Origin of the sequence: Halorubrum sp. SP3 (assembly GCF_005435195.1) — an archaeon.
Classification (GTDB): Archaea; Halobacteriota; Halobacteria; order Halobacteriales; family Haloferacaceae; genus Halorubrum; species Halorubrum sodomense.
Window position 1 is genome coordinate 1 of the sequence record NZ_SGTU01000728.1, and the last position, 228, is coordinate 228.

Below are 228 nucleotides of genomic sequence, written 5' to 3' on the forward strand. Positions count from 1 at the left end.
TCTCGCTGGAGAACCTCTCCGTGATCGTCTTCCGGGAGGCCGACGTGGACTTCTACGACCCGGACTTCCGGTCTCCCGGGTACCCGGTGCTACAGGCACTCGGCGTGATCGGCGGCGCCGTGCTGATCGTTCAGATGGGGCGCCTCTCGATCCTCGGCGCGGTCGGGATCACCCTCGGAAGCCTCGCGTGGTACCTGGCGTACGCGCGCTCGCGGACCGCTCGCACCG

1 pseudogene is annotated in these 228 nt (G+C 68.9%); it reads left to right on the plus strand.

The annotated features are described in order from the left end of the window. A pseudogene (locus EXE42_RS18065) lies at positions 1-228 on the plus strand (amino acid transporter); the annotation flags it as partial.